This window comes from Burkholderia arboris (assembly GCF_038723655.1).
GTDB classification, from domain to species: Bacteria; Pseudomonadota; Gammaproteobacteria; order Burkholderiales; family Burkholderiaceae; genus Burkholderia; species Burkholderia arboris.
Window position 1 is genome coordinate 2395254 of record NZ_CP109821.1, and the last position, 24432, is coordinate 2419685.

Here is a 24432-nt window from a genome sequence, read left to right on the forward strand (position 1 = left end):
ATGAAACGTCTGTTGCTGGCGCTTGGCGGCGCCGCCCTTCTCGCGACCGCGCCCGCATTCGCGCAATCGGCTACCGCGCACCCCGTCGTGCAGCTGAAGACCTCGCAGGGCGACATCCGCGTCGAGCTCTACCCGGAGAAGGCGCCGAAGTCGGTCGCCAACTTCCTCGATTACGTGAAGGCCGGCCAGTACAACGGCACGATCTTCCATCGCGTGATCAAGGGCTTCATGATCCAGGGCGGCGGCTACAAGACCAACTTCGAGGAGAAGCCGACCCGCGCGCCGATCCCGCTGGAGAGCCGCAATGGTCTGAAGAACCTGACGGGCACGATCGCGATGGCGCGCACGAGCGATCCGAATTCGGCCACCGCGCAGTTCTTCATCAACACGGTCGACAACGGCGGCCTCGACTACCCGAACCCGGACGGCAACGGCTATGCGGTGTTCGGCAAGGTCGTGTCGGGCCTCGACGTCGTGAAGAAGATCGAAGGCGTGGCGACGACCTCGCGCGGCCCGATGCAGGACGTGCCGGCGCAACCGATCGTGATCGAATCGGCCAGCATCGTCTCGAAGTAAGAACCTGCCGGCACGTCCGGCGCCACACGCGGCCGCGTCGCACGACCGGCCGCGTGCCATTTAAACCGCCTCACCGAAGGAATTCATCATGGTTGAACTGCATACGAACCACGGCGTGATCAAGCTCGAGCTCGACGCCGCGAAGGCACCGAAGACGGTCGAGAACTTCCTGAACTACGTGAAGAAGGGCCACTACGACGGCACCGTGTTCCACCGCGTGATCAACGGCTTCATGATCCAGGGCGGCGGCTTCGAGCCGGGCCTGAAGCAAAAGCCGACCGACGCGCCGATCGACAACGAGGCGAACAACGGCCTGAAGAACGACAACTACACGGTTGCGATGGCGCGCACGAACGATCCGCACTCGGCCACCGCCCAGTTCTTCATCAACGTGAACGACAACGACTTCCTGAACCACTCGTCGCCGACGCCGCAGGGCTGGGGCTACGCTGTGTTCGGCAAGGTCGTCGAAGGTCAGGACGTGGTCGACAAGATCAAGGGCGTCAAGACGGGCAACGCCGGCTTCCACCAGGACGTGCCGGCCGACGACGTCGTGATCGAAAAGGCCGTCGTGGTCTGACGCACGGTTACGGAGACACTTCGATGTTGCAGGAGAGTCCGCCGCGAAGCGTCTCCGCGGGCGTGCCCGGCGAGCGCGAGTACGCGCAAGCCGCACGCCCGTTCCTGTTTCTCTCCGATCTGCATCTGAGCGAAGCGATTCCGAAGACGGTCGCCGCGTTCGAGCATTTCGTGAAATACACCGCCGACAGCGCCGACTCGGTGTTCATTCTCGGCGACCTGTTCGAATACTGGATCGGCGACGACATCCTCGACGACGATCCGTTCGCCGCACGCATGGCCGCGTTGATGCACACGTTCTCCGAGCGCGGGATCGCGCTCTACGTGATGCACGGCAATCGCGATTTCCTGCTCGGCCGGCGCTTCATGAAGGCAGCCGGCGCGATGCTGCTGCACGACCCGTCGCTGATCATGGCGTTCGGCCAGCGCATCGTGCTCGCGCACGGCGACGCGCAATGCACGGCCGACCGCGGCTACCAGGTGTTCCGCCGCTTCGCGCGCAACCGGGTCGCGCAATGGCTGTTCCTCGCGTGGCCATTCCGCTGGCGCCGCGCGCTCGCGCAGCGCATGCGCTCGAACAGCGAAGCAGGCCGGATGCGCCCTGCTTCGGCCATCTACGATGTCACGCGTGAAGGTGTGGCCGCACTGTTCCGGAAGAGCCGGGCGAGCGTGATCATTCACGGCCATACGCACCGCCCCGCCCGCCACACGGAACCCGGCGGCATTCGCTGGGTGCTGCCCGACTGGGATCTCGATCACGGCACGCCGCGCGGCGGCTACCTGCGCGTCGACGCGGAAGGCATCCACCCGATGCCGCTCGACTGACGCCGCCGCGGCTGCCGCCGTACTTCGCACAACCGCCAGCCATCGGCGCCCGTCGCGTTACACCTGACGTTCGACCGTCTTTCCTTCCAGCACCGCCGACAGCCTGCGCAGGTCGAGACGCGCCGCATCGGCGCCCTGCAGCGTTTCCAGATGCGTGCCGAGCCGCTCGAGCGCGGCGACGATTTCGTCGACACGGCGGCTTTCCTTCGCCGCGTGATCGATCAGCCCGTGGATCGCGAGCGACATCGGATCGTCGGCGTTCGGCGTGATCCCGTACGCGCAGAATGCCGCGCGCTCGGGCTGCGGCTTCGGCTGCGCCGGCATCACGACGCGCGCCGGATTGCCGACCGCCGTGCCGCCTGCCGGCACCGGCTTCACGACCACCGCGTTCGAGCCGATCTTCGCCCCCGCCCCGACCGTGAAACCGCCAAGCACCTTCGCGCCCGCGCCGACGATCACGCCGGCTTCGAGCGTCGGGTGGCGCTTCGCGCCGCGCGTGAGCGACGTGCCGCCCAGCGTCACGCCCTGATAGATCGTGCAGTCGTCGCCGATGATCGCCGTCTCGCCGATCACGACACCCATGCCGTGATCGATGAACACGCGCCGGCCGATCGTCGCGCCGGGATGGATCTCGATACCCGTCATGAACCGGCCGGCCTGCGACGCGAACCGCGCGAGCCAGTAACGCTTCGCGCGCCAGCATGCGTGCGCGAAACGGTGCAGCACGAGCGCATGCAGCCCCGGATAACAGGTCAGCACTTCCCACGCACTGCGAGCGGCGGGATCCCGCTCGCGAATCGTTGCAACGTCTTCGCGCAGTCTCGTGAACATGATGTGGTCTGGGAAAAAGCCGGCGCGCATCGCCGGCAATGACCGGCCGTTATCGCGCCGGGTAATTTGCTTATGACGTCCGGCGATTGTAGGGCCAGTCGCGCACGGCCGCACGCGGTCGCATGTTCACCCCGCCGCCGGCACGGGTATTCGGGCGGGAGGCTGGCTGGAGCGGGCTTCCGGGGAGGATCGGCCGGGCGGATGAGCCGGCCCCGGCGGCTCCGGCCGGCCGTCGCCGGACCCGCCCGGCCCGAAGCGGCACGCGGGCTGCGACCGAACGCCCGGCAGCCGGTACGCCGGCCGCTTACGCGTCGCCGTCGGGCTTGCCCGACTTCAGCAGGATGTGCTTCGCGACGCCGCGCAGGATGTTGACCTCCTCGCGCTCGAGGCCCGTGCGCGCGAACAGGCGCCGCAGCCGCGGCATCAGCTTCTTCGGATTGCGTGGATCGAGGAAATCGAGCGCGATCAGCGCGTTCTCGAGGTGCACATACATCCGCTCGATCTCGTCGCTCTGCGCGAGCGTGCCGGCTTCGGCCGACGGTTGCGCCAACGGCCCGCTCGCCTGCTCGAGAAACGCGACGCGCAGCTCGTACGCGAGCACCTGCACGGCCTGCGCGAGATTCAGCGAACTGTAGGCCGGGTTCGCCGGGATGTGCGCGAGCGCGCTGCACTGCTCGACATGCTCGTTCGCGAGACCGGTACGCTCGTTGCCGAACACGAGTGCGATGTCGCCCGTGCCGACCTGCGCACACGCTTGCGTGGCAGCCGCGCGCGGCGCGAGGCGCGGCGGCCCGTACTCGCGCGTGCGCGCGGTCAGCGCGATCGACCAGTGGACGCCGGACAGCGCGTCGCCGAGCGTCGGCACGACATGCGCGGATGCGAGGACGTCGTCCGCGCCGCTGGCCATCGCGATCGCCTCGGGATCGCTCTGCACGTGCGGCACGCGCGGCGCGACCAGCACGAGACGCGAAAAGCCCATCGTCTTCAGCGCGCGGGCGGCCGCCCCGACATTGCCGGGATGGCTCGGCTCGACGAGCACGAAGCGGGTGGACGTGAAGCCGCCGGACGGCGGCCGGGACGAGGCCGCGCCCGGCTCGGACGGCGCGGCGGTGTTCTGCGGGGTTTCCACTACGTGACGACTCGGTTCATCAGAATGGCAGTATGGTATCGCCATCGCCGCGGCAAACCCACTCGTCCGGACGGACAGTGGGGGTTTCCCCGTATTCCGGCTGCCTGAAACTGCCGAAAATCGGGTAAAATCATGCCTTTACGCGTCGTGCACCTTGTACGGCGCGGGTCGTACCCCGCTCTTTGTCAATTCGCGTCTCATCTCGCCCGGCATGCTTGCGCCGTTCCGGGCGGTTGTTCCACTTCGTGGCGGCCCGTGCCGCCGGCTACAGGATCCAGGCTCATGCATCCCATGCTCAACATTGCTGTCAAGGCTGCGCGCCGCGCCGGACAGATCATCAATCGCGCGTCCCTCGATCTCGACCTGATCGAGATCCGCAAGAAGCAGCAGAACGACTTCGTCACCGAAGTGGACAAGGCCGCAGAAGACGCGATCATCGAGACGCTGAAGACCGCCTACCCCGACCACGCGATCCTCGCGGAAGAATCGGGCGAATCCGACAACGAATCCGAATTCAAGTGGATCATCGATCCGCTCGACGGCACGACCAACTTCATCCACGGCTTCCCGTACTACTGCGTGTCGATCGCGCTCGAGCACAAGGGTGTCGTCACGCAGGCCGTCGTCTACGATCCGAACAAGAACGACCTGTTCACGGCCACCCGCGGCCGCGGCGCGTACCTGAACGACCGCCGCATCCGCGTCGGCCGCCGCGACCGCCTGGCGGACGCACTGGTCGGCACGGGTTTCCCGTTCCGTGAAAAGGACGGCCTCGACGCGTACGCACGCCTCTTCACCGAAATGACGCAGGCCTGCACGGGCCTGCGCCGCCCGGGCGCGGCGGCACTCGACCTCGCGAACGTCGCGGCCGGCCGCCTCGACGCGTTCTTCGAGCAAGGCATCAACGTGTGGGACATGGCCGCGGGCAGCCTGCTGATCACCGAAGCCGGCGGCCTCGTCGGCAACTACACGGGCGACGCCGATTTCCTGCATCGCCATGAGATCGTCGCCGCGAACCCGAAGATCTACGCGCAGATGATCCCGATTCTGAACCGCTACAGCCGAGTGCACCCGGCAGCGGAGTAAGCCCGGGCCGCGCCCGCATGGCGCGGCTTTCGCGCAAACCGCTCGCAGGCATCGTCGTGACCGCGCGCCGCCCGTCGCCCGGGAGGCCGGAAATCTTCCGTGCGCAAGGGGCGCTTCGTGCGCCTATCCTGAAGGTGCCTGAGTCGTTCGGGCGGGTCGGCATATTGCCGCCGCCCATACCGGTTGGCCGGCAACGACAATGAATGGCTTGCGTCCGGCATGCCCGCGCGGCGAACGACGCCGCCCGTCTGCCGGCCCCCGCACGTATCAACACCGCCACGACGCCGTGGCAATCGCATCCGAGTCCCCATGTTACGGCTAAGCGAAATTAAACTCCCCCTCGACCACCCCGAAAGCGCGCTCGAGGCCGCGATTCGCGCGCGCCTCGACGAGCTTGGCGTGGCGGCGGACGAGCTCCTCCGTTACACCGTGTTCCGCCGCGCGCACGATGCGCGCAAGCGTTCGGACATCAAGCTCACGTATATCGTCGATCTCGAGATCAAGGACGAAGCGGCCGCGCTCAAGCGCATCGCCGGCAAGCCGCATTGCGGCGTGACGCCCGACATGGCGTACCACTTCGTCACGAAGGCGCCCGAGCACGCCGATTTCCTGCGGCCGGTCGTCATCGGCATGGGGCCGTGCGGCCTGTTTGCCGGGCTGATCCTTGCGCAGATGGGGTTCCGCCCCATCATCCTCGAGCGCGGCAAGGCCGTGCGCGAGCGCACCAAGGACACCTTCGGCCTGTGGCGCAAGAGCGTGCTCAACCCCGAATCCAACGTGCAGTTCGGCGAAGGCGGCGCCGGGACGTTTTCCGACGGCAAGCTGTACAGCCAGATCAAGGATCCCAACCACTATGGCCGCAAGGTGCTGGACGAATTCGTCAAGGCCGGCGCGCCCGAGGACATCCTGTATCTGAGCCGGCCGCACATCGGCACGTTCCGCCTCGTCAGCATGGTGGAGAAAATGCGCGCGTCGATTCACGAACTGGGTGGCGAAGTGCGCTTCGAAACCCGCGTCGACGACATCGAAATCGATCAGGGCAAGGTGCGCGCGCTCAAGCTGTCGAACGGGGAAACGCTGCGGTGCGACCGCGTGGTGCTGGCCGTCGGCCACAGCGCGCGCGACACGTTCCAGATGCTGCACGATCGCGGCGTCTTTATCGAAGCCAAGCCGTTCTCGCTGGGTTTCCGGATCGAACATCCGCAGGGGCTGATCGACCGCAGCCGCTTCGGCAAGTTTGCGGGCCACAAGCAGCTCGGCGCGGCCGACTACAAGGTGGTTCACCACAGCAGTAACGGACGGGCCGTCTACAGCTTCTGCATGTGCCCGGGCGGCACGGTGGTCGCGGCGACCTCCGAGCCCGGCCGCGTGGTCACCAACGGGATGAGCCAGTATTCGCGCGCCGAGCGCAATGCGAATGCGGGCATCGTGGTCGGCATCACGCCGGACGACTACCCCGGCGGCCCGCTCGCGGGCATCGCGTTCCAGCGCAAATGGGAAGAGCGTGCGTTCGAACTCGGCGGCGGCGATTACCGCGCGCCGGGCCAGCTGGTCGGCGACTTCATCGCAGGCCGGCCGTCGACGTCGCTCGGCTCCGTGGAGCCGTCGTACAAGCCCGGCGTGAACCCGACCGACCTCAGCACCGCGCTGCCGGACTACGTGATCGAAGCCATCCGCGAAGCCCTGCCCGAGATCGACAAGAAGATCTCCGGCTTCGCGATGCACGATGCGGTGCTGACCGGCGTGGAGACGCGCACGTCGTCGCCGATCCGGATTCGGCGCAAGGACGATTACCAGAGCATGAACGTCGAAGGGCTTTATCCCGCCGGCGAAGGTGCCGGTTATGCGGGCGGTATCTATTCGGCAGCCATTGACGGTATCGAGGTCGCGCAGGCGGTGGCGCTCAGCATGACGCCGGCGCACGCGTCCTGACGTGTTGTACGGAGCCGGCGCGTGCAGGTCCGTGACCTGAGCGACGCCGGCTTTCGTATGGTCACCCGGGAACGCGATCGGGCAACGGCATGAGGACGGCCGCTGCCCGATCGCGCAAGCTCCGGCAACCTGGCCAAACGGCGAACTTCGCACGTGCACGGCGTAGCCACTGGCAAACTCGGGTCTCGTCCCGCAGGGGCGCCATATGCGGATGCGGTGCCTGGCGATCTCCGAACCTTGATCAGACTTCCGAACGCTCCACCACCACTTCGCTGATTTGCAGCACGGGTTGGATATCCGTGTAATTGGCGATGTCGGCCATGATCTCCTGCGCGTGCGGGTCGCGCGCCGCCTGGAAAGCTTCGACGGAAGTGCAGACGAAGTCGCACTTGGCCACGTAAACAGGATCAACGCCCGGAGCACCGCCTGCGATGCCCTTGTCCACCGTGTAATACAGACATGCAGCGCCGAGCCGCTGTTTCACCATTGGCATATGCCTCTCGCGGTAGTACGCATGATCGAATCGCGCACCTGCGGCGTACGGGTACATGACACTGACTTTGATCATCGGGTTCTCCTGTTGCTGTACGGTAATCGGGGCGGCGCCGCCCGCGAGACGACGTCGAGGTCGCCGATATAGGGCGTGGCCAGGGCTTCTTCCAGAATCGGGATACTCATTCTTCCGATTGTAAGCACCGGTGACCCCGTCTTGCCAGTTTGGCGGCGCTGGGAGTCCAACGACGCGGGAGCCGTTCGGCGACATCGGACGCTTTGTGGGTCGGCAGTGGGATGAGTACGCCCCTCAGATAGCGGCAGATCGCCATCACCCACACCCGGCCAAACGGCCCACTTCGCGCGCCTGCATCGAAGCCATTGGCAAACCCGGGCAACCCAAGCAACAACTTCATGCCCGACCTGTGACCACGCTGTCGCCCGAAGCCATCGCCGGCCACCCCCAACGATGCAGCAGTCCCTGCGCCAAGCCAGACACGGCATGACAGCCGCATAAGTCAAACACACTCATGGCGTACGAATTGGCCATGAATCGACTGGAAACGTGGTGGATATAGGCGAATTTGCCCGACTGCCGGCGAGCATACTTGAAACCCCAATGCCCCTGCCGGACACATCCATGGCTTCCTCAAACCTGCAAGCGATCGTGTGCGGCAAGACTATCCAGGTTGTCTTGATGGCTGATGCTGGAACGGCCAGTATTTTTGTCGTGGACAATGATGACGGTTCCCATCAGTCAAAAATCATGAACGTCCGCCAGTACTTTGATGCCGGCATGGCTGATGAGGGTGTTGCCCGTCACGTACTCAATGTTGTCGTGGCGGCGATCGAGCGGCGTGGTCAGCGCTGGGCGCACTGAACTTCAGCTTGCTCGTTCGTCGGACCGTACAAGACTCACCCGCGCGTTGACGTCAGAGGGTCGTCAACAATCGCAACTGGTGCTCGGTTTCGGTTCCCTTAACCAGCGCATAGCACCGCGTCTCCCGTCGCTCGACGACAGAAAGGCCCTCCGCATCGGAGAAGGTGTTCCATACGACGCCGTCAATACTTGCAAATTCGCCGCGCGTTCGCGCAAAGGCACGCAACAGCGGACTTGCCTCACGACGAAGAACGACACGGTCCGCATTGAGCACATAGGTCGACCAGCCACCGCGGAGGATCAGGTAATAGGGTATCGAGCGGTGGTCAATTTTCATGAGCGGATCTGATTCTTTCATTGTCATCGCTACGCGGTCTGACCGTTCGCCTTGCCGATGACGTTACTGACTCGAGCAGTGCGCGACCGCGGCCGGATGGTGAAACTGGCCAGATCGCGGCGCTTCTCGATGGCGGACGCTTCTGCTTGCGCTGCCCCAACGGCCTCTGCGCTCGTGACAACCAAACAGGGAGGAGCAAATGCGCTTCAATACACCCCGATTCCGCATCGACCCGACGCCCCGCAGGGCCGACGGAGAGTACATCGCACACGCCGACACTGCTGGACGGAGGTGAGAGCGAAGTGCATTCCAGCGGCGATCTGGCGGGTAGCGACGCGCGCGACGATGCGATTGCGTACGCGACGCAATGGGCGCAAGGATGGCTGGCCGCTCAGCCCGGCTGAAGACACAAGGGAGATAGCGCAACTGCGGCTTGAGCTTCGGGCATCGTGGATGCGTTACCGCCTGGGGTGCTTCATTTCCTCGGCTTCCATCGCGGCGAGTCGCTCTTCACTTGCGGATACGGATTCCATGGCTTCGTTGATCGAAGCCAATGCATATTCGCAGGCCAGCTTCGCTTCTTCGACGGTAGCCTCCGGCTTGTCATCGTCGCTTGGCGGAGGGGAAAGCATGTCTCCGAGCATCATCGCCAACTCGAAGGTGTCCCATTGCTCACCCTTCTGCTCTTTCTTCTTTATGTAGTGCCGGATTTCCGCGTCTTGCTCGGGCGAGAGTGGAAGGTGTCGAAACGTGTTGCTTGGGTTAGCGTCAATCATGATGTTGCTCCGACGATCGAATGCGACTCCCTTGAACTGCGGCCTTCAATGCGAGCGCACCCGATAAAAAGATGAGCGTGATGGCGCAGGTTCCTATTTTCGGCCGCGCGAATGGTGAATGCGGTCGAGGCGACCCCAAAGCTCGTCCACTTGGAGTGCGAGGACCTTGTTTCGCACGGATTGTGTGCGGAGCCTGATGAGCTTGACTCGCCAATACGCTGGATCGCTCACGGACGATCTGTTGACGAACGCGTGTTGCGCTTGCTCAAGCATCCCGATCGATCGTCTGATATGGGCCAACTCGCGTTCCATGTCGCAGTACCAGCTCATGTTTGTCGCCTTCTGATTACGATCTTCATCTTGACGTGCCGCACGTCGAGCGCACATGCGCTCACTCGAAAGGCGATGCGCGAGTCAATTTCGAGCAGTGTCACTGCCGCACGGCGCGACGGGCGCGCCAATCATTCATCTTGCCGCTGCGAGGTGGCCGGCCGGCATGCCACCTGCGTCGTCCAGCCGCCTTACCTCAAGCTGGGGATCGAGATGGCGACGTGAGAAGGCCCCTCGGCCGGCACGTCGTGCACGATGTTCGTCTAGAACATCTTGCGGGGCGGCAGCATGCGCTTCGCCCGTAAGCGCTGCCTGGCAACGGCACTGGCTTTTTTCCGCTTGCGTTCCGTCGTGGGCTTTTCATAGCTCGTGCGACTGCGCAACTCCCGAATCAACCCGGTCTTCTCAATACCGCGCCGGAATCGCCGCAGCGCGACATCGATTGGTTCATTGACCTTCAGTGTGACGGTTGTCATGTAGCTCCTGTTTGAAAACGTTTGACTGGAAAACTAGCCGAGTCGTGTCATGACGGTGCTGGCTATCTCGTCAGATTCGAACTCCGAATACCCGGCTCCAATTGAAAATGCACGCACAGCCGCAAACATCTGCAGCTCTTGTTGATGGCACAGCGCAGAATGCGTCACTCCGGCGGGCAGTACAGCGCCGCTCCGAGCGACCTTGCACCGGCTGATCAGATCAAGAAGTTCGTCGACAATCATTTCGTCCTCCAAATTGCTCGCAGGTCACGTTGCCATAGCGAGTCGCGTTAGAGGGCGCTCGAAAAAAAGCCCTGTTTCTCGCGATTGTCGTCAATGACGCTCTCGGCATAGCGCAGCGACGCACGACGTGCGTCACCGGCGGTATCGAACGGGCCGTCGTCGAGAAGCCTGAACGTCTGGCTCTGCGTCAGCGTGTCGGTGGTGCCGCGAAGACAGATCTTGACCGCTGCATCGAAGCCGGCATCGTAGTTATGCGGGCAGCCATCCAACGCAGGCACGTGCGGGTAAATCAGTGGATAGATCTCGAATCCACGGTAGATATGCATGCTCACAATGAACTCCCAGCGATCGATTGCGGCGACTCGCAAGGACGAGCGTATGCAGCCAGCATCGCCTGATGCATGGCGCGACGGGTCGGGGTGAAAGGGACAAACGTTGCGAGCGAGGAAATGCGCGACGCAACACGGTGGCAGGTGGAGGGCGAGCGGTCAAACGGCAAACGGGTGCTCGAACGAAACCATCATACGCGCATCGTCGATTGGGCGTCCATCTTATTTCGACGGCGACCCGGCGGATGACGAAGTGCCTTGCCGCACCGCGCCAATGGGACACCACATGCCGTCGCGCCCTCGTTCACCGAGGCGCTTACGCCGTGGCCTGTTGACCGGATGAAGGCCACGCCGAGTGCAGCCGACGCGCTGAACATGTCGATCACTGTCGTCGATGAGGCTTGAGCCCGCGCTCGCCCTGCTCAACCCCGGGTTGCGGGCAATCCGTGCGGCCACCGCCAACGGTCGGTCGCAATCGCCTACAACTGACCGGGCGTCGAACTTCGAGCAGTGCCGTACGGGCCACTGATCAACTTGGGCAGCCCAAGCAACTTTTCGCGGTCACATGAGCACGCCTCTGCCGCAGTACCCGCTACCGCCACTCCCATGATGCAGCAGTACCTGCGCCTTATCTGATAAGGCCCTATCGCAAAAGCTACGCTTCAACCTACGCCGGGTCGTTCGATCTAACGGCATTCATTCGACCACCGCGTGCCGGTCGGGCATACCAAGGACATCGCGCTTCCCTTTCCAGGCGACCAACACGAACATGGCAGCCCCCCTGACCCGGTATCACGACTTCATCAGCTACGTTTTGTTGTCTGCCCCAGACGACTTCCCCGCAGAAGACTATTTGTCAGCGGACGAGCAAATGACGCTTGAGAAGGCTTTTGTCGAGTTGCAAAGCGCCCTGCCTGTTGTCGTGCCCAAGGTTTCCTCAGATTGCCTCCCTCTTCTGAGAACAATGCTTGAGATGTCGCTGGAGGCGTACCAATGCGGCGACCCCATCCGCGGCGCTCACATCCTCCAGGAATTCGAGGGGCTAATTTGGCCCAGCCGCGTACTTCCCGAGCGGTTCGCCATTGAAGCAAAAAACCGACTGAGTCGGTAGCCAACTGTCCCTCATCTTCGGGCATCAATCCTATTCTTGCGGCCTCGGTGGCTCCGGCGGATGTGGCGGATCGTGCGGACCATTTGATGCACCACCGTGATCCGGATCGGGTGTCGGCGTTTGAGGCCCACCAAGGCGTTCGCCATTGAGCAACCCCTTCTGCTGCGCGTGCATTTTTTTTGGCTTGACCACCGGATGGCCCAAAATTGGTCCGTGCCCCGAAGGTTGAGGCAGATCGACCAGGCCCGCTGACCACGCGAACGGCAATGCGACGACTAGCATTGCTCCAACGGCTAAACGTTTCGTCGCAGAACGACCCATATCGCCTCCTTACGTCTTCTATGCGATCAGCTTCAGGGGCATGCGCACGCGCGATAACGCGTCCATACAGACACAATCTAGACCGTCGACCGCAACCCGCCCCTCGGTGTTAGCACTACGTTGCGGGTTGCATTCGCGCTATGAAACGTGGGGCAGGGGTTCTGAAATTTGGGCGGAGGCACTGGAACATTCCGGCGCGCAAAGCAACTTTTTCCCGTCAAATGAGCACCAACCCTATCGCAGTCGCTGCAAACGTCACTCCAATGATGCAGCAGTACCTGCGGCTTATCTGACAAGACCATCTGCGCAAACCTACGCTAGATATTCAGACGGCAGGTCCTTGTCTCACGCGATCGCTTCTTCGCAAAAGTCTCCACTCAACATTCCGCACTGCTGTTGGATTGCGCCTGACTCGGCGCCGACTCATTTTTCTCCGGCACGTGCATCCAATCACCGACCTTGAACGTACATGAGCTGACTGGCTCGGAGCGGTCCTGGGATCGCGATACGATGGCAGGTGCAGACCATTGCTATCGTTCCCGACTTCGTGACACCTCAAAGGCCGCTACGGATTCAGACCACCCGGTGGAGCATACAGTGCACATGAGAAGCAATCTCGCGTCTGAAGGTGATAGGTCGACCGGCGATTCCGAGAATCGCCGGCGCGAAGAACTCAACCGGCTTCTCCTCGACGTGGGTACCGGCGATCAAGATGCGTTCAGCATCCTCTACCGCCGCACCTCTGCAAAAATGTTCGGAGTGTGCGTGACGATGCTGCGAGATCGCGGTGAAGCCGAGGAGGTGTTGCAGGAGGTCTATGTCACGGTATGGCATCGGGCCGGGACGTTCGATCCGGCACTGGCCAGCGCAATTACATGGCTGGGGGCCATCGCGCGCAATCGGGCGATCGACTGCCTTCGACGTCACCGCGAGGTGCGCGTCGACGAGTCGACGATGGAAGAAGCGGTCGACGAACGACCGTCACCCGTCACAGTGGCTGAAAGCAGCGAGGAACGGCGACGGCTGGAGCATTGCCTGGAAAATCTGCCGGTCACGCAGCGGAGCGTCGTGCGAGAGGCATTCTTTTCGGGCGCAACGTATGCGGAACTGGCTGACCGCCTTCGTGTTCCGCTCGGTACGTTGAAAAGCTGGATTAGGCGCAGTTTGCTCCAACTCAAAGCTTGCCTCGAACGATGAACACCCCACTTTCCGGCCCGAATGACATTCGTTGTGCCGAATACGTGTTGGGCGTGCTCGACGGGACGGAGCGCTGGCAGTTCGAACAGGCCATGCAGCGCGATCCCCAACTGGCCACGAGTGTTGTCAACTGGCAAAACTATTTGATGCCGCTAAACGACGATATTGTCGACATCGAGCCTCCGTCGTACGTGTGGGTACGCGTCCAGAAAGACTTGGGATTGGCACCCGCCAACCGGCCCCGACCACGAGCCGGTTTCTGGAACAATCTGCGTGGCTGGCGCTGGATCGGTATCGGTTCAAGCATCGCGGCTGTTGCACTAGCCGTCCTGCTCGTTCTACCGCCCCGCGCACCCACCGTTACGGAAACCGGTCACGATGGCTACAGGATTGCAAGCCTCATCCGTGAAGGTGGCACCGCCGGCTGGACCGCGATCGTCGATGTGGAGCACGCGCGCATGCTCGTTGCGCCAGCTGGCAATATCCCCTTCGTGGCCAATCGCTCTACCGAACTGTGGTTGATTGCACCAGGTGGGCAACCCGCTTCCCTCGGCTTGATCGCCGCAGACCGTCCGACCGTCGTGGCGATTTCGAAAGCGACGCTCGCCTCGCTTGATGCCCACGCAGTGCTGGCCGTGTCGCTTGAACCGCGCGGCGGCTCGTCGACCGGGCAACCGACTGGCCCAGTGCTCGCACAAGGTGCCATCGGCGGCGTATAGGCCAGGCACACGGGCCGTCCATCGCAGTCGCGGATTAGCAAGGACGCATGCATCCGTCTCCGGGTTCGTCTCGTATCTTCGATTGCTTCCAGCCGGAAGCATCGATCTTTCGGGAGAACCCAGATGGAATCCTGCAGCAAACTGAGAATGACCGCCATGATGCTCACGCTGGCGATCGCCCTGGGCGCTACACATGCCTCTAACGCGGGTTCGATGTCCATGGAAAAAACCGTGGAGGTGGGCGGCGCAGCGATGTATCCGTCGAAGAATATCGTCGAGAACGCTGTGAACTCGAACGACCACACGACGCTGGTTGCAGCCGTGAAGGCCGGCGGACTGGTCGATACCTTGTCGAGCAAGGGCCCGTTCACGGTTTTCGCGCCAACTAACGAGGCATTCGCCGCGCTACCGACCGGAACGGTGCAGACATTACTTAAGCCGGAAAACAAGGCGACGCTGGTCAAGATACTCACGTATCACGTCGTACCCGGACGCCTCACCGCACATGATCTGGCCGTGGCGGTTGACCAAGGCGGCGGAAAGGCAATGCTGAAGACGGTCGAGGGTGACTCGCTGATCGTCAGCCATGACGCAAAGGGATGGGCTATCACTGACGACAAGGGCAATGTCGCACATGTGACGATCGGCGACGTCATGCAGTCCAACGGAGTGATTCACGTGGTCGATACTGTACTGTTGCCGTGATACCCGTAAAGTGCCAAGGGAACGGGCCGCGATCGACTGATCTCCAATATGTCGCCCCGTTCCCGATACGAGCGTGCCCGACCCCATTAGCCGCTGGCAAACAGAAGCAGCCAAAGCAACTTTTCCCGGTCACATGAGCATGCAACCCACCGCAGCACATGCACCCGTCACCCCAATGATGCAGCAGTACCTGCGCCTTAACTGACAAGGCTCAACGCGCAAACCTACGCCAAGACCCACGCTGAAGTTTTTCCGAATCGGCGCTTATCGCACCCGGTAAATCTCGGCTTTCCAGTCGAGCAGGAATTCGGCAACTCGCGTGGAATGTCCCGGATTCCCGTTCAGACCCATCCTCTCAGTGGCAACGTTATCCAAGTATGCCGCGATGGATGAGACGTCCGCTCCCCCCTGCAACATTGAGAACACTTCCGGCAAATAACTTTGGTATTCGTCACGTGTAACAGCATTTGGTGCAACACCGATAGGGTCCCATACGTAGTACAGAACCTCATCGACTCGTCGGTAAAGCTCCAACTCAGTACCGCCCAGCTTCTGTCCCATACCGCCTCAATTCGCTTTCCGCGATCGCCCCTCAGCGAAGGGGCACGCCAATTGTCAACGATCTAGACCTCGATGCCGGCTGACCGCTCCTGGCTGGTAGCGGCGTCGGCCGACGGGAAGTGAGTGGGTTGCATCTCATGGCCAACCTCGTTCACTCGGAAGCCCCCTCGATAGCCTTTAAAATCATTTGTTGGTCGTCGATTACACTCTCATCTCCGGAAAAGCGGGACATCTCCATATGCCCATCGTCGAACACGTCGATCTCGATACGCTCACCTGGCACAGTTATCGAGATCAGAATGGTGTCCGGGCGATGTCGGCCCAATGTATAAAAGAGGCGGCGTTCGTCGAGGTTACTAAGCAATTCGTACAAGGGATGCGTCATATGTCCTCCGTCACGGTCAGCAGATCACGACAAAGCCGAAAATGACACAGTAGGTCGATTCGTTCACGTAGCGGTCTCCGGTCGACATATCGAGGAAATGGACAGAACGTCCGATGTTCGATCAGCGAATCCGTACAGTCACAATCTAGACTGCCGACCGCAACTGGTGTGCCGGGGTTAGCACTACGTGGCGGGTAGCGCCCGCAGCGCAAAGCCCACGAGCTGGGGCAGGAACACGGGTCGCTGCCGATTCCCAACGTCTGCAACTGGCCGAACGGCGAACTTCGCGCAGTCGTGTCCGGCCCGCTGGTAAACTCGGGCAACCAAAGCAACAACCTCATGCCTGACCTATGACCACGCTGTCGCCCGAAGCCTTCGCCGGCCACACCCCCATGATGCAGCAGTACCTGCGCATCAAGGCAGATCACCCCGACACGCTCGTCTTCTACCGGATGGGCGACTTCTACGAGCTGTTCTTCGAAGACGCGGAAAAGGCCTCGCGCCTGCTCGACCTGACCCTCACGCAGCGCGGTGCATCGGCCGGCACGCCGATCAAGATGGCCGGCGTGCCGCATCACGCGGTCGAACAGTATCTGGCGAAGCTCGTGAAGATGGGCGAATCGGTCGCGATCTGCGAGCAGATCGGCGATCCGGCCACGTCGAAGGGCCCCGTCGAGCGCAAGGTCGTGCGCGTCGTCACGCCCGGCACGCTGACCGATGCCGCGCTGCTGTCCGACAAGAACGACGTGTATCTGCTCGCGATGTGCACGGGCCACAACAAGCGCGGTGTCGCGGTCAATGTCGGCCTCGCGTGGCTGAACCTCGCCAGCGGCGCACTGCGGCTCGCCGAAATCGAACCTGAACAGCTCGCCGCCGCACTCGAGCGCATCCGGCCGGCCGAAATCCTGACGCCGGACGGCGCGACCGACGCCGTGCCCGCGGGCGCGGGCGCGAGCAAGCGCGTGCCGGCCTGGCATTTCGACATCGCATCCGGCACACAGCGCCTGTGCGACCAGCTCGATGTCGCGAGCCTCGACGGCTTCGGCGCACACTCGCTGACGAGCGCGTGCGGCGCGGCCGGCGCGCTGCTGCTCTATGCCGCGGCGACGCAAGGTCAACAACTGCGGCACGTGCGCAGCCTGAAGGTCGAGAACGAAACCGAGTACATCGGGCTCGACCCGGCCACGCGCCGCAACCTCGAACTGACCGAGACGCTGCGCGGCACCGAGTCGCCAACGCTGTATTCGCTGCTCGACACCTGCTGCACGACGATGGGCAGCCGCCTGCTGCGTCACTGGCTGCATCACCCGCCGCGCGCGTCGGTCGCCGCGCAGTCGCGCCAGCAAGCGATCGGCGCCCTGCTCGACGCGCCGGCAAACGCGAGCCTCGATGCGCTGCGCAGCGCGCTGCGCCAGATCGCCGACGTCGAACGGATCACCGGACGTCTCGCGCTGCTGTCCGCGCGGCCGCGCGACCTGTCGAGCCTGCGCGATACGTTCGCCGCGCTGCCAGCGCTGCGCGAGCGCATCAGCGCGATCGTCGCGAACGCGGATGCGCTCACGCGCGTCGACGCGGCGCTCGCACCGCCCGCCGAATGCCTCGACCTGCTCACCAGCGCGATTGCGCCCGAGCCGGCCGCGATGGTGCGCGACGGTGGCGTAATCGCACGCGGCTACGACGCCGAGCTCGACGAACTGCGCGACATTTCGGAGAACTGCGGGCAGTTCCTGATCGATCTCGAAGCGCGCGAGCGCACGCGCACCGGTATCGCGAACCTGCGCGTCGAATACAACAAGGTGCATGGCTTCTACATCGAGGTCACGCGCGGCCAGACGGACAAGGTGCCCGACGATTACCGCCGCCGCCAGACGCTGAAGAACGCCGAGCGCTACATCACGCCCGAGCTGAAGACCTTCGAGGACAAGGCACTGTCCGCGCAGGAGCGCGCGCTCGCGCGCGAGCGCGCGCTGTACGACTCGGTGCTGCAGGCGTTGCTGCCGTTCATCCCCGAGTGCCAGCGCGTCGCGTCCGCACTCGCCGAGCTCGACCTGCTCGCCGCCTTCGCCGAACGCGCACGCGCGCTCGACTGGGTGGCGCCGACTTTCACCGACGAGATCGGCATCGACATCGAACAGGGCCGCCACCCGGTCGTCGAAGCGCAGGTCGAGCAGTTCATCGCGAACGACTGCCGGTTCGGCACCGAGCGCAAGCTGCTGCTGATCACCGGTCCGAACATGGGCGGTAAGTCGACGTTCATGCGGCAGACCGCACTGATCGCGCTGATGGCGTACGTCGGCAGCTACGTGCCGGCGAAGTCGGCCTGCTTCGGGCCGATCGACCGGATCTTCACGCGCATCGGCGCAGCCGACGATCTCGCGGGCGGCCGCTCGACGTTCATGGTCGAAATGACCGAAGCCGCTGCGATCCTCAACGACGCGACGCCGCAAAGCCTGGTGCTGATGGACGAGATCGGCCGCGGCACGTCGACGTTCGACGGCCTCGCGCTCGCGTGGGCGATCGCGCGCCACCTGCTGGCGCACAACACGTGCTACACGCTGTTCGCAACGCACTACTTCGAGCTGACGCAACTGCCGGCCGAATTCCCGCAAGCGGCCAACGTCCACCTGTCGGCCGTCGAGCACGGCCATGGCATCGTGTTCCTGCACGCGGTCAACGAAGGCCCGGCGAACCAGAGCTACGGCCTCCAGGTCGCGCAGCTCGCGGGCGTCCCGGCGCCGGTGATCCGCGCCGCGCGCAAGCACCTCGCGTATCTCGAACAGCAGTCGGCGTCGCAGCACACGCCGCAACTCGACCTGTTCAGCGCGCCGCCGGCCGCTGTCGACGGTCTCGAATGCGCGGACGCGCCGGCCCTGCCCGACACGCCGCATCCGGCGCTCGAAAAACTGCGCGACATCGATCCCGACGATCTCAAGCCGCGCGAGGCGCTCGACCTGTTGTACGAACTGCGCACGCTGGTCCGGTCGCATGATGCCGACGGGCACGCGTAAGCGCATTGCGCGGGGCCTGCCGGCTCGCGCCGTCGCCGCGCTCGTCGCGGCGGTACTCGCGCTCGCGCAGGCCGGTGCGCAGGCTGCACCGCCGAAGCGCACCACCGCGCCCTACTCGTTCGCGGTCGTGTCGGGCGTCATCAACGCCCCGGCAGACGAGCCGTCGGCCCAGCGGCTGCTCGATTCGATCGCGCGCGAGCGCAACCTCGCTTTCGTCGTCTATGCGGGCGATCTCAAGGGTTCGAAGGAAGCGTGCCGCGATGCGCTGTATTCGCAGCGCGGCGCGATCCTGGATTCGGCGCGCGTGCCGCTCGTGTTCATTCCCGGCCACGACGACTGGCTGACGTGCAACACCGCGGCTGGCGGTGGCTACGATCCGGTCGAGCGGCTCGATTTCCTGCGGCAAACGCTGCTCGCCGATTCGGCGCTGCCCGACCCCGGTGCGCTGCAGATCACGCGAGAGAGCGAAGTCGCCCGGTTCCGGCCGTATCGCGAGAACGCGCGCTGGATGCGCGACGACATCGTCTACGTTGCACTCAACGCGCCGGCGCCGAACAACCACTACCTGACGGCCGGCGGCCGCAACGGCGAGTTCGAGGACCGCATCATCGCGAACGGCTTCTGGATCGACCACGCGGCCGAATATGCGAAGCGTCGCGAGGCGCGCGCGATGGTCGTGATTTTCGAGGGCGATCCGCAGTTCGAACGCTATGAACGCTCGGAGCGCTTCGCATGGCTGCGCTTCAACCGGCCGCGCGTGCGCGACGGCTTCCGGGAACTGAAACGAACGCTGGTGAAGGCGGCGGCGACGTTCCGCGGCCCGATACTGGTGATGCACGCGAGCGGCGAACCGCTGGCGAACGGCTTTCTGATCGACCGTCCGCTACACGCTGACGACGGTGAACTGGTCGGAAACCTGACGCGCGTCGCGATCGGACCGCGCCATCCGGCGAATCAGTGGGTGAAGGTGAGCGTGTCGCCGTCACGGCAGACGATCTTCAACGTGAGCCTGCAGGAGGTGCCGAAGAACCTGCCCGTGCCGCCCGCATTGCCGCTCGTGCCGCGTGACGACGTGCCGCTGCCGCAGATGCCGGAAATCCCCGCGTTGCCGGCGCTGCCCGACTCGTCGTCGGTCGCGCCGCCACTGCAGGGCGACGGCGCCGCCCCGGGCGGCGCGTCGTGGCCGTCGCCGCCCCCTGCATCGGGGCCGGCGCCCGGCCTGCCTGCAAGCTCAGTGCAGGGTACGCCCTGACGGTGCTTCGCCGTCTTCGTCGTCATCCTCGTCGACGATCTCGAGCCCTTCCGCACCATGCGCATGCTCATGCTCGATTTCGTCTTCGGTGGCTTCGCGAACGTCCTTCACGGTGAGCGCGAAACGCAGCGCCATGCCTGCCAGCGGGTGATTGCCGTCGAGCACGACCTTGTCTTCGGCGATGTCGGTGACCGTGTAGATCAGCGAATCGACTTCCTCGTCGCCGTCTTCCGGCGTGCCTTCGAACTGCATGCCCACTTCCAGCGGCTCGGGGAAACGATCACGCGGCTCGATCTTCACGAGTTCGGGATCGTAGTCGCCGAACGCGTCCTGCGGCTCGAGCTGAACCTCTGCCTCGTAGCCCGGCTCATGGCCGTCGAGTTGTTCCTCGATCTTGGGGAACGTGCCATCATAGCCGCCGTGCAGATAGACCATCGGCTCGTCACTTTCCTCGATCAGATTGCCCTGTGCATCCGACAGCTTGTAAGTGACCGACACGACGGTGTTTTTTGCGATTTTCATCCAATTCTCCCAAATACAACTGTCATTATACGATGCGCAACCGGTCTCAAGCCGAACCGCGGGATGCCGCTGCCGCCCCGCTCGGCGCGCCGCCTTCCGATCTTCCCACACCGCTGCTCGGCGGCCTTACGCCGGCGCAATTCATGCGCGGCTACTGGCAAAAGAAGCCGCTGCTGATCCGCCAGGCGATCCCCGGTGTCGCCTCGCCGGTTACGCGCGACGCCTTGTTCGAGCTGGCTGGCGACTATGACGCCGAATCGCGACTGATCACCCATTTTCGTAACAAGTGGCAACTGGCGCACGGTCCGTTCGAACCGGGCGCGCTGCCTGCCGTCACGCGCAAGTCCTGGACCCTGCTCGTGCAAGGGCTTGATCTGCACGTCGACGCGGCCCGCACGCTGCTCGACCGCTTCCGCTTCATCCCCGACGCGCGCCTGGACGACCTGATGATCTCGTATGCGACGGACGGCGGCGGCGTCGGCCCGCATTTCGATTCGTACGACGTCTTCCTGCTGCAGGTCGAAGGCCGGCGCCGCTGGCGCGTCGGTGCGCAGAAGGACCTGTCGCTGCAGCCGGACGTGCCGCTGAAGATCCTCGAAAACTTCGAACCGGGCGACGAATGGGTGCTGGAGCCCGGCGACATGCTGTACCTGCCGCCGCACATTGCGCACGACGGCGTCGCCGAAGGCGAGTGCATGACCTGCTCGATCGGCTTCCGGGCCCCGTCCGCCGGCGAACTGGGCGCCCAGTTCCTGTACTATCTCGCGGAGCGCGGCGGCCTGCGCGACGGGGGCGGCGACGATCTCTACCGCGACCCGAAGCAGCCGGCCGTCGACACGCCCGCGCAGTTGCCGCCGGCGATGGTCGAGCGTGTCGCCGAGATCGTCGACGCGATCCGCTGGCGCAAGCGCGACGTCGCAGAATTCCTCGGTTGCTACCTGAGCGAGCCCAAACCGAACGTCGTTTTCGACCCGCCCGAGCGACCGCTGTCAGAATCCGCGTTCGTCACGCAAGCGTCACGGCGTGGCGTGTGTCTCGACAGAAGGGCCGCATTGATGTATAACGCGCGCTCGTACTTCATTAATGGCGAGGAAGGACCGCTCGAGCAGGCCGGTGAATGGCTGCCCGAACTGGCCAATCAACGCCAGATGGAGGCGAAACGGTTTGTAACACTATCCCGGGTTCCCTCAATGACAGCCTTATTGCACGAGTGGTATCGTGCGGGCTGGATACGGGTCGGAAACCGGAATTAGTGTGAGTCGCCCCGTATGCCCGTACGGATCAAATTCTGTATGGGAAAGACAACGTATTGACCCCGCATTTGTCGACGGTCGATAGGAAAGTGCATATAATTTCCGCCCAAGCCGTAGGGAAGATTCACGCTCTAAGAAGTGCATCTCCACCAGCGGCCCAGGTCGGTGTTGGAGCACATTACCGGTATTGTTTCGCGCTGTTGCTTACCTTTAACCATAAAAGGACGTGATCATGAAGAAATCCCTCCTCGTAGCTTCCCTGTTGGCTGCTGTTGCACTGGCTGCTTGCAACAAGAGCGCTGATCAAGCTGCTTCGTCGGCTGCAAGCGACGCGGCTGCTGCTGCTTCGACGGCTGCTTCGGCAGTTGCTGGTGCAGCGAGCGACGCTGCTGCCGCTGCTTCGTCGGCAACGGCTGCTGCGAGCGACGCTGCTGCTGCAGTGGCGTCGGCTGCTTCGGCAGCGACGGCTGCTCCGGCTTCGGGCGCAAGCCAGTAAGCCTCAGCGTCAGCTGAAAAAAAACCGGCCCGAGGGCCGGTTTTTTTACGTCTGCCGTTTCCGTACACATCGCCCGGCCGCCGCAGCGGGCCGCCGTAACGGCCCCGTCCTGCTCACCCGAGCATCAGCCAGTCGAAGCCCGCGTCCTGCGAGGCCACGATCACGTCCTCCCCATCCGTCCCCAGTACGCCGCCGAACGCCCGGCGAGCCAGTTCCGGCAGGTTGTTCTGCTGGCTCAGGTGCGCCGCGACCAGGTGCTGGAGGCGGCTGCGTTCGAGCGACGCGAGGATGTCGGCCGCCGCGTCGTTGCTCAGGTGGCCGTGATTGCCGCCGATCCGCGCCTTCAGCGACTGCGGATAGCGGCTGCCGGCCAGCATCGCGGTATCGTGGTTGGATTCGAGCACCAGCGCGTCACAGCCGCTCAGGACGGCCGTAATGTGCGGCGTGGCCATCCCGACGTCCGTCAGCACGCCGAGCCGGCTGCAGCCGTCCATGAAGACGAACTGGAGCGGTTCTCGCGCATCGTGGGGGACCGTGTAGGGCATCACGGCCAGATCCTGTATCGCGGCCGTCTCGTCGCCCCACAGCACGTGGAGATCGACATCGGCCTCGTCCGCGCCGACCGCGCGCGCGGTACCCCAGCTCATATAGAGCGGCAGCGATGCGCGGCGGGCGAGCGTCAGCGCACTGCCGACGTGGTCGCTGTGTTCGTGGGTGATGAGGATCGCATCGAGATCATCGATGCCGAGATTCAGTCGGCCGAGCCGGCGCTCGACCTCCTTGGCGGAAAAACCGCAGTCGAGCAGCACGCGCGTGGTTGTCGTGCCGCTCGAGGCCTCGACAACCAGCGCGTTACCTTCGCTGCCGCTTCCGAGGCTGGCGAATCTCACGCGCTCAGTTCAGCTGAGCGTGCAGCAGCGAGATGATCCGCTGCGCGTCCGACGAGTTGTCGACCTGGCCGTTTGCGCCGACCACCGCGACCTGCGTGCCGCCGGTGCCTTGCGCGCGCACGTTGACGAGGTATTCCTTGCCCGGCTTCGCTGCCGACGGGCCGCCGTAGAACAGCTTGCCGAACAGGCCGTCACGCTTGAGCTCTTCCATCGTATTCGCATAGCGGACCGTGTACACACCCTTCTCGCGGTCGCGATTGTCGACCGTGAAGTTGGTGCGGTCGAGCGCCAGGCCCACGCGCAGCCACGCACGGTCGAACGACTCGGCCAACTGCAGCGTCGCCGCGCCGCCACTCGTGTCGCTAACCTGCGCGGGTGCCGTCGCAGGATGCGCATCGGTCAGCAGCTGTTTCGCCTGCGCGTCGGTCAGGCCGAACTTCTGCATCAGCTTCGACAGGAACACGGCTTCGAGCACCGGGTTGCGCGGACGCTCTTCCCAGCGCGACGACGTGCCGCCCTGCGGGCCGACCATCATTTCTTCCATCGCACTGTGCGTGATCGAGATGTCGGTGTTGCCGTCCGACGTGCGGTTCACGAGCGTGCGGAAGCGGTCGCGCGTGCCCGACGAGTACGCGAAATCGATGACCTTGCCGATCGTGCGGCGGAACCAGTCATCCGGAATGTTCGCGCGGTTTTCAGCCCAGTCGGTGGCCATGATGCCCGTCGACGGCGCATCGGTCTTCAGCGAGAAGCCGTTCTCCTGCCAGAATTCCTTCAGGATCGGCCACAGTTGCTCGGGCGTGCGGCCATCGACGACCAGCCAGCGGCGATCGCCGTCGCGCTCGATGTGCATGCCGAGCGGATCCTGCGCGCTCGGGATGCCGTCGGTCGCATTGCCGGCCTGCGTCGTGACCCGCGGCGGGAGCGTGCCGAGCCCCGCGTTGCTCGGCGGCGCGACGAACTGCTGCGTCGTCGGCACCGGCTTCAGGTCGCTCGGCACGGCCAGCGGCGGCGCCGAACCGGTGTTCTTGTAGTTGACCCGGTCGGGGGCCAGGTAGTCGTTCAGCGTATCGCAGCCAGCGAGCGCGCCCAGCGCCAGCACCATCACCGACAGCTGGATGGTGCGAGAGGAAATGGCGAAACGTTTCATGAAATCCTTCGTCTTGCTAGAACGCTCGTCAGGAGCGGCGC

27 protein-coding genes and 2 pseudogenes are annotated in these 24432 nt (G+C 64.0%); 15 read left to right on the forward strand and 14 right to left on the reverse strand.

Annotated elements, in window-relative coordinates; translation table 11 throughout:
* The 3 genes from OHZ10_RS11225 to OHZ10_RS11235 all read left to right on the forward strand — a co-directional run bounded on the left by OHZ10_RS11225 (window position 1) and on the right by OHZ10_RS11235 (window position 1980).
* Complete coding sequence (locus OHZ10_RS11225) at window positions 1-576, forward strand: peptidylprolyl isomerase (protein WP_059233797.1); 576 nt, start codon at window positions 1-3, stop codon at window positions 574-576.
* An 88-nt stretch (window positions 577-664) separates the two neighbouring features.
* Window positions 665-1156, forward strand: a complete 492-nt coding sequence (locus OHZ10_RS11230) for a peptidylprolyl isomerase (protein ID WP_011352518.1) — start codon at window positions 665-667, stop codon at window positions 1154-1156.
* A 23-nt stretch (window positions 1157-1179) separates the two neighbouring features.
* Window positions 1180-1980 carry a UDP-2,3-diacylglucosamine diphosphatase gene (locus OHZ10_RS11235; protein ID WP_059233796.1) on the forward strand — a complete coding sequence of 267 codons (801 nt, stop codon included), beginning with the start codon at window positions 1180-1182 and terminating at the stop codon, window positions 1978-1980.
* 57 nt (window positions 1981-2037) lie between these two features.
* Here OHZ10_RS11235 and cysE read toward each other — a convergent pair whose 3' ends face one another.
* Window positions 2038-2841, reverse strand: coding sequence for a serine O-acetyltransferase (cysE, locus tag OHZ10_RS11240; RefSeq protein WP_059233795.1), 804 nt, complete (start codon window positions 2839-2841; stop codon window positions 2038-2040).
* A gap of 274 nt (window positions 2842-3115) precedes the next feature.
* On the reverse strand, window positions 3116-3940 hold the full coding sequence (locus tag OHZ10_RS11245) for an RNA methyltransferase (RefSeq protein WP_059233794.1): 825 nt from the start codon (window positions 3938-3940) through the stop codon (window positions 3116-3118).
* A 282-nt stretch (window positions 3941-4222) separates the two neighbouring features.
* Between OHZ10_RS11245 and OHZ10_RS11250 the strand changes: the two genes are divergently transcribed.
* Both OHZ10_RS11250 and OHZ10_RS11255 read left to right on the forward strand, forming a co-directional pair.
* On the forward strand, window positions 4223-5026 hold the full coding sequence (locus tag OHZ10_RS11250; RefSeq protein WP_006493635.1) for an inositol monophosphatase family protein: 804 nt from the start codon (window positions 4223-4225) through the stop codon (window positions 5024-5026).
* A 309-nt stretch (window positions 5027-5335) separates the two neighbouring features.
* The gene (locus OHZ10_RS11255) at window positions 5336-6958 is read left to right on the forward strand and encodes an NAD(P)/FAD-dependent oxidoreductase (protein WP_342702466.1); all 1623 of its coding nucleotides are present in this window, start codon (window positions 5336-5338) and stop codon (window positions 6956-6958) included.
* 241 nt (window positions 6959-7199) lie between these two features.
* On the opposite strand, the gene OHZ10_RS11260 is transcribed toward OHZ10_RS11255, so the two are convergent.
* Window positions 7200-7526 carry an EthD family reductase gene (locus OHZ10_RS11260; protein WP_256085046.1) on the reverse strand — a complete coding sequence of 109 codons (327 nt, stop codon included), beginning with the start codon at window positions 7524-7526 and terminating at the stop codon, window positions 7200-7202.
* Between the two features lie 564 nt (window positions 7527-8090).
* On the opposite strand from OHZ10_RS11260, the gene OHZ10_RS11265 reads away from it, so the two are divergent.
* Window positions 8091-8330: a hypothetical protein gene (locus OHZ10_RS11265; protein ID WP_059236703.1), complete on the forward strand. Its 240-nt coding sequence runs from the start codon at window positions 8091-8093 to the stop codon at window positions 8328-8330.
* A gap of 52 nt (window positions 8331-8382) precedes the next feature.
* On the opposite strand, the gene OHZ10_RS11270 is transcribed toward OHZ10_RS11265, so the two are convergent.
* Entirely contained in the window at window positions 8383-8667 is a 285-nt protein-coding gene (locus tag OHZ10_RS11270; RefSeq protein ID WP_174993546.1) for a hypothetical protein, read from the reverse strand.
* Between the two features lie 199 nt (window positions 8668-8866).
* Here OHZ10_RS11270 and OHZ10_RS11275 point away from each other — a divergent pair.
* Window positions 8867-9071, forward strand: a pseudogene (locus OHZ10_RS11275) (hypothetical protein).
* 54 nt (window positions 9072-9125) lie between these two features.
* On the opposite strand, the gene OHZ10_RS11280 reads toward OHZ10_RS11275, so the two are convergent.
* From OHZ10_RS11280 to OHZ10_RS11295, 4 genes are all read right to left on the reverse strand, one after another.
* Window positions 9126-9443 (reverse strand): hypothetical protein, encoded by a 318-nt coding sequence (locus OHZ10_RS11280; RefSeq protein ID WP_256085047.1) that lies wholly within the window; start codon window positions 9441-9443, stop codon window positions 9126-9128.
* 593 nt (window positions 9444-10036) lie between these two features.
* Complete coding sequence (gene rpsU, locus OHZ10_RS11285; protein WP_059233790.1) at window positions 10037-10249, reverse strand: 30S ribosomal protein S21; 213 nt, start codon at window positions 10247-10249, stop codon at window positions 10037-10039.
* Between the two features lie 33 nt (window positions 10250-10282).
* Entirely contained in the window at window positions 10283-10492 is a 210-nt protein-coding gene (locus tag OHZ10_RS11290) for a hypothetical protein (protein WP_081051811.1), read from the reverse strand.
* A 47-nt stretch (window positions 10493-10539) separates the two neighbouring features.
* Entirely contained in the window at window positions 10540-10824 is a 285-nt protein-coding gene (locus tag OHZ10_RS11295) for a hypothetical protein (protein WP_059233789.1), read from the reverse strand.
* A 766-nt stretch (window positions 10825-11590) separates the two neighbouring features.
* Between OHZ10_RS11295 and OHZ10_RS11300 the strand changes: the two genes are divergently transcribed.
* From OHZ10_RS11300 to OHZ10_RS11315, 4 genes are all read left to right on the forward strand, one after another.
* Complete coding sequence (locus OHZ10_RS11300) at window positions 11591-11932, forward strand: hypothetical protein (RefSeq protein ID WP_256085049.1); 342 nt, start codon at window positions 11591-11593, stop codon at window positions 11930-11932.
* A 924-nt stretch (window positions 11933-12856) separates the two neighbouring features.
* Window positions 12857-13450: a sigma-70 family RNA polymerase sigma factor gene (locus tag OHZ10_RS11305; protein ID WP_059233787.1), complete on the forward strand. Its 594-nt coding sequence runs from the start codon at window positions 12857-12859 to the stop codon at window positions 13448-13450.
* Complete coding sequence (locus tag OHZ10_RS11310; protein WP_174993514.1) at window positions 13447-14169, forward strand: anti-sigma factor; 723 nt, start codon at window positions 13447-13449, stop codon at window positions 14167-14169. The genes OHZ10_RS11305 and OHZ10_RS11310 overlap by 4 nt, the downstream gene beginning before the upstream one ends.
* Before the next feature lie 123 nt (window positions 14170-14292).
* Window positions 14293-14874, forward strand: coding sequence for a fasciclin domain-containing protein (locus tag OHZ10_RS11315; RefSeq protein ID WP_059233785.1), 582 nt, complete (start codon window positions 14293-14295; stop codon window positions 14872-14874).
* Window positions 14875-15138: 264 nt separating this feature from the next.
* Here OHZ10_RS11315 and OHZ10_RS11320 read toward each other — a convergent pair whose 3' ends face one another.
* Both OHZ10_RS11320 and OHZ10_RS11325 read right to left on the reverse strand, forming a co-directional pair.
* Window positions 15139-15435, reverse strand: a complete 297-nt coding sequence (locus OHZ10_RS11320) for a hypothetical protein (protein ID WP_059233784.1) — start codon at window positions 15433-15435, stop codon at window positions 15139-15141.
* A 151-nt stretch (window positions 15436-15586) separates the two neighbouring features.
* Window positions 15587-15820: a hypothetical protein gene (locus OHZ10_RS11325; protein WP_059233783.1), complete on the reverse strand. Its 234-nt coding sequence runs from the start codon at window positions 15818-15820 to the stop codon at window positions 15587-15589.
* Between the two features lie 350 nt (window positions 15821-16170).
* Between OHZ10_RS11325 and mutS the strand changes: the two genes are divergently transcribed.
* Window positions 16171-18828, forward strand: a complete 2658-nt coding sequence (gene mutS / locus OHZ10_RS11330) for a DNA mismatch repair protein MutS (protein WP_174993516.1) — start codon at window positions 16171-16173, stop codon at window positions 18826-18828.
* Window positions 18809-20080, forward strand: a complete 1272-nt coding sequence (locus tag OHZ10_RS11335; protein WP_342704407.1) for a hypothetical protein — start codon at window positions 18809-18811, stop codon at window positions 20078-20080. The genes mutS and OHZ10_RS11335 overlap by 20 nt, the downstream gene beginning before the upstream one ends.
* Here OHZ10_RS11335 and OHZ10_RS11340 read toward each other — a convergent pair.
* Complete coding sequence (locus OHZ10_RS11340) at window positions 20060-20602, reverse strand: FKBP-type peptidyl-prolyl cis-trans isomerase (RefSeq protein ID WP_059233742.1); 543 nt, start codon at window positions 20600-20602, stop codon at window positions 20060-20062. The two genes, OHZ10_RS11335 and OHZ10_RS11340, sit on opposite strands and share 21 nt — an antisense overlap.
* A gap of 32 nt (window positions 20603-20634) precedes the next feature.
* On the opposite strand from OHZ10_RS11340, the gene OHZ10_RS11345 reads away from it, so the two are divergent.
* Both OHZ10_RS11345 and OHZ10_RS11350 read left to right on the forward strand, forming a co-directional pair.
* Window positions 20635-21855, forward strand: a complete 1221-nt coding sequence (locus tag OHZ10_RS11345) for a cupin domain-containing protein (protein WP_059233741.1) — start codon at window positions 20635-20637, stop codon at window positions 21853-21855.
* A 56-nt stretch (window positions 21856-21911) separates the two neighbouring features.
* Window positions 21912-22158 (forward strand): annotated as a pseudogene (locus OHZ10_RS11350) (hypothetical protein).
* On the opposite strand, the gene OHZ10_RS11355 reads toward OHZ10_RS11350, so the two are convergent.
* The 3 genes from OHZ10_RS11355 to bamC are packed head-to-tail and all read right to left on the reverse strand — an operon-like array spanning window position 22086 to window position 24391.
* Window positions 22086-22421 (reverse strand): hypothetical protein, encoded by a 336-nt coding sequence (locus tag OHZ10_RS11355; RefSeq protein ID WP_081051808.1) that lies wholly within the window; start codon window positions 22419-22421, stop codon window positions 22086-22088. The pseudogene OHZ10_RS11350 and the gene OHZ10_RS11355 sit on opposite strands and share 73 nt — an antisense overlap.
* A gap of 43 nt (window positions 22422-22464) precedes the next feature.
* Window positions 22465-23241: an MBL fold metallo-hydrolase gene (locus tag OHZ10_RS11360; RefSeq protein WP_059233740.1), complete on the reverse strand. Its 777-nt coding sequence runs from the start codon at window positions 23239-23241 to the stop codon at window positions 22465-22467.
* A 4-nt stretch (window positions 23242-23245) separates the two neighbouring features.
* Window positions 23246-24391: an outer membrane protein assembly factor BamC gene (gene bamC / locus OHZ10_RS11365; RefSeq protein ID WP_256085051.1), complete on the reverse strand. Its 1146-nt coding sequence runs from the start codon at window positions 24389-24391 to the stop codon at window positions 23246-23248.
* Window positions 24392-24432: the final 41 nt, after the last annotated feature.